We start from the raw sequence: 7054 nt of genomic DNA on the forward strand, positions 1-7054 counted from the left end.
GCTGATGCCGGTCGCGGCGCGGGGGTGTTGCAGCGTCAGGCGAAAATCTTAGTTGATTTCGCCGTGGCAGTGTTTGAACTTCTTGCCCGAACCGCACCAGCACAGTTCGTTGCGGCCCAGCTTCTGCTCGTTGCGCACCGGGGCCTGGGCCAGGGCCACATCGACCTCTTCGCCCAATACTTCCGGAGCCTCAAGACCAGGCGCTTCGTCGTGCTGGAACTGCATGCGCGCAGCCAGTGCCTCGGCTTCCTGACGCAGGCGGGCTTCTTCCTCGATCGGGTCTTCGCGACGCACCTGAACGTGGGACAGCACACGAATCGAATCGCGCTTGATCGAATCCAGCAGTTCGGAGAACAGCGTGAACGACTCGCGCTTGTACTCCTGCTTCGGGTTCTTCTGGGCGTAGCCACGCAAGTGGATGCCGTGACGCAGGTGGTCCATGGTCGACAGGTGGTCTTTCCACAGGTCGTCCAGCACACGCAGTACGATTTGCTTCTCGAAGGTGCGCAGTGCTTCGGCACTCGCCTGCTCTTCTTTCTCGTTGTACGCGGCCAGCAGCTCGGTCATGAGCTTCTCGCGCAGGGTTTCTTCGTACAGGTGGTCGTCTTCGTCGAGCCATTGCTGGACCGGCAAGTCGACACCGAAGTCGCTCTTCAACGCAGCTTCCAGGCCGGCAACATCCCACTGCTCAGGCAGGGACTGTGGCGGGATATGGGCGCTGACGGTGGCGTTGAGCACGTCCTGGCGGAAATCGGCAATGGTCTCGCCGATGTTGGTGGCGGCCAACAAACTGTTACGCATGTGATAAATCACTTTACGCTGTTCGTTGTTGACGTCATCGAACTCGAGCAGTTGCTTACGAATGTCGAAGTTACGGCCTTCTACCTTGCGCTGGGCTTTCTCGATGGCGTTGGTCACCATGCGGTGTTCAATCGCTTCACCGGACTGCATGCCCAGGGCTTTCATGAAGTTCTTCACCCGATCCGAGGCGAAGATGCGCATCAGGCTGTCTTCCAGGGACAGGTAGAAACGGCTGGAACCGGCGTCACCCTGACGACCGGCACGACCACGCAACTGGTTGTCGATACGGCGCGATTCGTGACGCTCGGACGCGATCACCTGCAAGCCGCCGGACTCCAGCACTTGCTGGTGGCGCTTCTGCCAGTCGGCCTTGATCTGCGCGATCTGCTCAGGGGTCGGGTTGTCCAGGGACGCAACTTCCACTTCCCAGTTACCGCCCAACAGGATGTCGGTACCACGACCGGCCATGTTGGTGGCGATGGTCAGTGCGCCCGGGCGACCGGCCTGGGCAATGATCTCGGCTTCTTTTTCGTGGAACTTGGCGTTGAGGACCTTGTGCTCGATGCCTTCCTTGGCCAGCAAGCTGGACATGTGCTCGGAAGTTTCGATGGTGGCAGTACCCACCAGCACTGGACGGCCCTGGGCCATGCATTCCTTGATGTCGGCGACGATTGCAGCGTATTTCTCGTCGGCGGTCAGGAACACCAGGTCGTTGAAGTCTTTACGCGCCAGCGGCTTGTTCGGCGGGATAACCATCACCGACAGACCGTAGATCTGGTGGAATTCGAACGCTTCGGTATCGGCTGTACCGGTCATGCCGGACAGTTTGTTGTACAGACGGAAGTAGTTCTGGAAGGTGGTCGAGGCCAGGGTCTGGCTTTCAGCCTGGATGTTCAGGGCTTCCTTGGCTTCGATCGCCTGGTGCAGGCCTTCCGACAAACGGCGACCCGGCATGGTACGACCGGTGTGTTCGTCGACCAGTACGACCTGGCCGTCCTGCACGATGTATTCAACGTTGCGATGGAACAGCTTGTGAGCACGCAGGCCCGCATATACGTGGGTCAACAGGCCCAGGTTGTGCGCCGAGTACAGGCTCTCGCCTTCGGCCAGCAGGCCGATCTGGGTCAGCATGTCTTCGACGAACTGGTGACCGGCTTCGTTGAGTTCGACCTGGCGGGTCTTCTCGTCGATGGTGAAGTGACCTTCTTTGGTCACCACGCCTTCCACTTCCTCGATGTGTTGCTCAAGGCGCGGGATCAGCTTGTTGATCTCGGTGTACAGGCGCGAGCTGTCCTCGGCCTGGCCGGAAATGATCAGCGGGGTACGGGCTTCGTCGATCAGGATGGAGTCGACTTCGTCGATCACGGCAAAGTTGAGTTCACGCTGGAATTTTTCTTCCATGCTGAACGCCATGTTGTCGCGCAGGTAGTCGAAACCGAATTCGTTGTTGGTACCGTAGGTGATGTCGGCAGCATAGGCGGCGCGCTTCTCTTCCGGCGGCTGGAACGGCGTGACAACGCCGACGGTCAGGCCGAGGAATTCGTACAGCGGACGCATCCAGTTGGCATCCCGGCGGGCCAGGTAGTCGTTCACCGTCACAACGTGCACGCCCTTGCCGGACAGTGCGTTGAGGTAAACGCCCAGAGTTGCCACCAGGGTCTTGCCTTCACCGGTACGCATTTCGGCAATCATGCCTTCATGCAAGGTCATGCCGCCGATCAACTGGACGTCGAAGTGGCGCATGCCCATGACACGCTTACCGGCTTCGCGGGCGACCGCAAAGGCTTCGGGAAGCAGCTTGTCGAGGGTTTCACCTTTGGCTATGCGGGCCTTGAACTCTTCGGTCTTGGCGCGCAATTGCTCGTCCGAAAGGGCAACCATCTGCTCTTCGAAGGCATTGACCAGCTGCACCGTCTTGAGCATGCGTTTGACTTCGCGCTCATTCTTGCTTCCAAAAAGTTTCTTTAACAAAGGCGCAAACATATCGGCAGGTTCTTCCACACATAGGGATGGAGGGCGCCCCGTGAGTCGCCCGAGCAGCCCTCACGGCCGCATGCGAACGAGCATTCTACCCGGAAACGTGGGTGAGGAAAGTGGCGTTATTCCACGATGCTGGCACGGCGCTCTTGGAGGGCTTGTTTAAAATAAGGGCTTTTTGCTGAACTTCAACCCATTCGGGTAATAAGTTACTCGTTGATTTAATGGATAAACTGCCGGTAATGCAATGGCGGCGGTGTCGCAGACGCTTTCTGCTACCATGGCCTCTCTGTTACTTAAGGTGTCTAGCCATGGCATTTCGCCCTCTTACGGCCCGAGCTCCCGCCGTGTTGCTTCGCGAAGCCAAGCCTTTAAAAGCCATCTTCGGCCATGCGCAACGCCTTGGTCATCTGCAACGCCTGGTAGAAAGCCAACTGCAACCCGCCGCCCGCGAACACTGCCATGTGGCCTCGTGGCGCGAGGGCAATCTGCTGCTGATCGTCACCGACGGCCATTGGGCGACGCGCCTGCGCTACCAGCAGAAACGTTTGCAGCGCCAATTGATGGCCTTCGACGAATTCGCCAGCCTGACGCGCATCCAGTTCAAGGTGCAACCGCCGACCGTGCCGCAAGGTGCGGTGGGGCACACGATGGATTTGTCGGAAATCGCCGCCGAAACCATTCAGGCCACGGCAGACGGGATTACCGATCCGAACTTACGCGCTGCGCTGGAGCGGCTGGCCGCTCACGCCAAACCCAAAACCTGAGACCTGGCGCATAACCAAATGTGGGAGCGGGCTTGCTCGCGAAGGCGGCGTGTCAGTCACTGCATATATTGACTGATCCACCGCTTTCGCGAGCAAGCCCGCTCCCACATTTGATCCCATCATTATTTACGTTTGCTGCCACCTAACAAAGACCCCAGTAACCCGCGCACCAACTGCCGGCCCATCTGATTGGCCGCCTGTTGCATCGCCGATTTCAGTGCCTTGCCTGCCGTAGTCCCCAGGAACGCACCGGCCTTGTCGGTGAAGCTCGGTTCTTCAGCTGCGGGCGTCGCCTCCTGTTGCGGCCCCAAGTCCTTGCGCGCCATCAACACTTCGTACGCCGACTCACGATCAATCGGCTTGTCATAGCGCCCCTGCAATGGCGAACTGGCAATCAGTGCTGCCCGCTCAGCTTCGCTCAGTGGCCCGATCCGCGATTGCGGCGGTGCTACGAGTACGCGTTGGACTACTTCAGGCGTCCCCTTTTCCTGCAAGGTTCCCACCAATGCCTCACCTGTACCCAACTCGGTCAGCACCGCCAGCGCATCAAATGCCGGATTGGGCCGGAAACCATCGGCCACCGCCCGCAGGGACTTCTGCTCCTTGGTGGTGAACGCCCGCAGCCCGTGCTGGATGCGCAAGCCGAGTTGCGCCAGCACGGTGTCCGGCAAGTCCCCGGGAGACTGGGTGACGAAATACACACCGACGCCTTTCGAGCGAATCAGCCGCACCACTTGCTCCAGGCGATCCTGCAGGGCCTTGGGGGTGTCGGCAAACAACAGATGCGCTTCATCGAAAAACAGCGCCAGCAGCGGCTTGTCGGCATCGCCACGTTCCGGAAGTTGCTCGAACAGTTCGGCCAACAGCCAAAGCAGGAAGGTCGCGTAGACCTTCGGCGCCTCATGCACCAGCCGGCTGGCGTCCAATAGATGAATACGCCCGCGGCCGTCACTGGCCGGTTGCAGGATGTCTTCGAGTTGCAGCGCCGGCTCGCCGAACAACGCTTCGGCACCCTGCTGCTCCAGCACCGCCAGGCGCCGCAACAGCGCCTGGCTGGAACCGGTGGTCATCAAGGCCGCGTCTTCCCCGAGCAACTCCGGGTGATAGCGCAAATGGTTCAGCAGCGCCTTGAGGTCCTTGAGGTCCAGCAACAACAGGCCTTCACGATCGGCCACCTTGAAGGCTGCGTAGAGGGCCGATTGCTGGCTGTCGGTGAGCTCCAACAGGCTGCCGAGCAACAGCGGGCCCATTTCACTCATGGTGGTGCGCAACGGATGACCGGACTGGCCGTGGATATCCCACAACGTCACCGGATACGCCTTGGGCGTGTAATTAAGGAAAGGCATGCCGGCTATGCGCTCGGCGACCTTGCCCTGAGGGTTGGCCGCAGCGCCCAGGCCACACAGGTCACCCTTGATATCGGCGGCAAATACCGCGACCCCGGCGTCGCTGAAAGCTTCCGCCAGGCGCTGCAAGGTCACGGTCTTGCCGGTGCCGGTGGCGCCTGCGATCAGGCCGTGGCGGTTGGCCAGGCGCATCGACTGGGCAATCGGCTGGCCCTGAAGATCTGCACCAATAATGAGTTGCGAGGAGTCAGGCATTTTGTCACCCATGGTTAATCTTTGGCGCTGAATGGTCGATACAGATAAAGCGAGAGACCCAAAAAGTCTTGGAAAAACAGGCCGGATAATTCCTGCAGGAGCAGATGGAAATATCACACTTTTTTTGACGCAGCCATTCCGCGCGCCCCAGAAGGACGTGCATCGGATATTAAGACCATAGCGGACCCCACAAGCCATGAATAAAAATCTGCGTTTCAGCCATAAAATCCTGCTTGCCGCCGCTCTTGTCGTCATTGCCGCCTTTGCGTTGTTTACCCTCTACAACGACTACTTGCAGCGTAATGCGATTCGCGACGACCTGAACAACTACCTGCATGAAATGGGCGATGTCACTGCCAGCAACATCCAGACCTGGCTTACCGGGCGCATTGTGCTGATAGAAAGCGCCGCACAGAACATCGCCATCAACCCGGATTCAACCAGCGTCGCCAGCCTCCTGGAACAGAAGGCCCTGACGTCCTCGTTCATGGCCACGTACCTTGGCGACAGCAAGGGCGGCTTCGTCATCCGCCCCGATACCAAGATGCCCGACGGCTTCGACCCACGGGTACGCCCCTGGTACAAGGGCGCGCAGGGCAGCAACGGCTCAACCCTGACCGAACCCTACATTGACGCGGCCACCGGCCAGTTGATCATCTCCATCGCCACCCCCAGCACCAAGGCCGGCCAGAGTGTCGGCGTGGTGGGCGGCGACCTGAGCCTGCAAACCCTGGTAGACAACATCGGTGCCCTGAACTTCGGCGGCATGGGTTATGCCTTCCTGGTCAGTGCCGACGGCAAAGTGCTGGTACACCCGGACAAGAGCCTGGTGATGAAAACCCTGGCCGACGTCTATCCGAACAACACCCCCAGGATCAGCAGCGACTTCAGTGAAGTCGAGGTAAACGGCAAGACACGTATCGTCACCTTTACCCCGATCAAGGGCCTGCCCTCGGTGAACTGGTACCTCGGCCTGTCGGTGGATAAAGATAAATCCTTCGCCATGCTCAGCGAATTCCGCACCTCGGCGATCATCGCCACGATCATCGCCGTGGTCATCATCATCGCCCTGCTGGGCATGCTGATTCGCATCCTCCTGCAGCCACTGCACGTCATGACCCGCGCCATGGAAGACATCGCCGACGGTGAAGGCGACCTGACCCGCCGCCTGACCATCCAGAACCACGACGAATTCGGCGTGCTTGGCAGCGCTTTCAATCGTTTCGTGGAGCGGATTCACACCTCGATTCGCGAAGTTTCCTCGGCCACCGAGCAGGTCAATGAAGTGGCCCTGCGGGTGGTCAGCGCCTCCAATTCCTCGATGGTCAATTCCGACGAGCAGGCCAACCGGACCAACAGCGTCGCGGCCGCGATCAACGAGCTGGGGGCTGCCGCCCAGGAAATCGCCCGCAACGCCGCACAGGCCTCCAACCAGGCCAGCGATGCCCGGCACTTGGCCGAAGACGGTCAGCAAGTGGTGGAACGCAATATCAAGGCGATGAACCAGTTGTCGCAGATGATCAGCGCCTCCAGCACCAATATCGAAGCGCTTAACAGCAAGACAGTGAACATCGGGCAGATTCTGGAAGTGATCACCAGCATTTCCCAGCAAACCAACCTGCTGGCCCTCAACGCGGCGATTGAAGCCGCACGGGCCGGGGAAGCCGGGCGCGGCTTTGCGGTGGTGGCCGATGAAGTGCGCAACCTGGCGCACCGCACCCAGGAGTCGGCGCAGCAGGTGCAGAAGATGATCGAGGAGCTGCAAGTCGGCGCCCGGGATTCGGTCAGCACCATGAGCGAAAGCCAGCGGCACAGCCAGGACAGTGTGGAAATCGCCAACCTGGCGGGCGAGCGTCTGAACAGCGTGACCCAGCGTATCGGCGAAATTGACGGGATGAACCAGTCGGT

At 59.9% G+C, this 7054-nt stretch carries 4 protein-coding genes and 1 pseudogene; 3 read left to right on the forward strand and 2 right to left on the reverse strand.

The annotated features are described in order from the left end of the window. Positions 1-48 precede the first annotated feature (48 nt). Entirely contained in the window at positions 49-2784 is a 2736-nt protein-coding gene (gene secA / locus HX869_RS14590) for a preprotein translocase subunit SecA (protein WP_003209775.1), read from the reverse strand. Positions 2785-3089: 305 nt separating this feature from the next. Between secA and HX869_RS14595 the strand changes: the two genes are divergently transcribed. After that, complete coding sequence (locus tag HX869_RS14595; protein WP_008432358.1) at positions 3090-3545, forward strand: DUF721 domain-containing protein; 456 nt, start codon at positions 3090-3092, stop codon at positions 3543-3545. Positions 3546-3667: 122 nt separating this feature from the next. Here HX869_RS14595 and HX869_RS14600 read toward each other — a convergent pair whose 3' ends face one another. Next, positions 3668-5146, reverse strand: coding sequence for a helicase HerA-like domain-containing protein (locus HX869_RS14600; RefSeq protein WP_177028602.1), 1479 nt, complete (start codon positions 5144-5146; stop codon positions 3668-3670). Positions 5147-5486: 340 nt separating this feature from the next. On the opposite strand from HX869_RS14600, the pseudogene HX869_RS31840 reads away from it, so the two are divergent. Next, positions 5487-6326: pseudogene (locus HX869_RS31840) on the forward strand (cache domain-containing protein); the annotation flags it as partial. A gap of 141 nt (positions 6327-6467) precedes the next feature. Further along, positions 6468-7054 (forward strand): methyl-accepting chemotaxis protein (locus HX869_RS31845; RefSeq protein ID WP_372865353.1); only part of this gene is annotated, 587 nt, incomplete at its 3' end.

The sequence above is a fragment of the Pseudomonas sp. P7779 genome (genome assembly GCF_013386315.1).
Lineage (GTDB): Bacteria > Pseudomonadota > Gammaproteobacteria > Pseudomonadales > Pseudomonadaceae > Aquipseudomonas.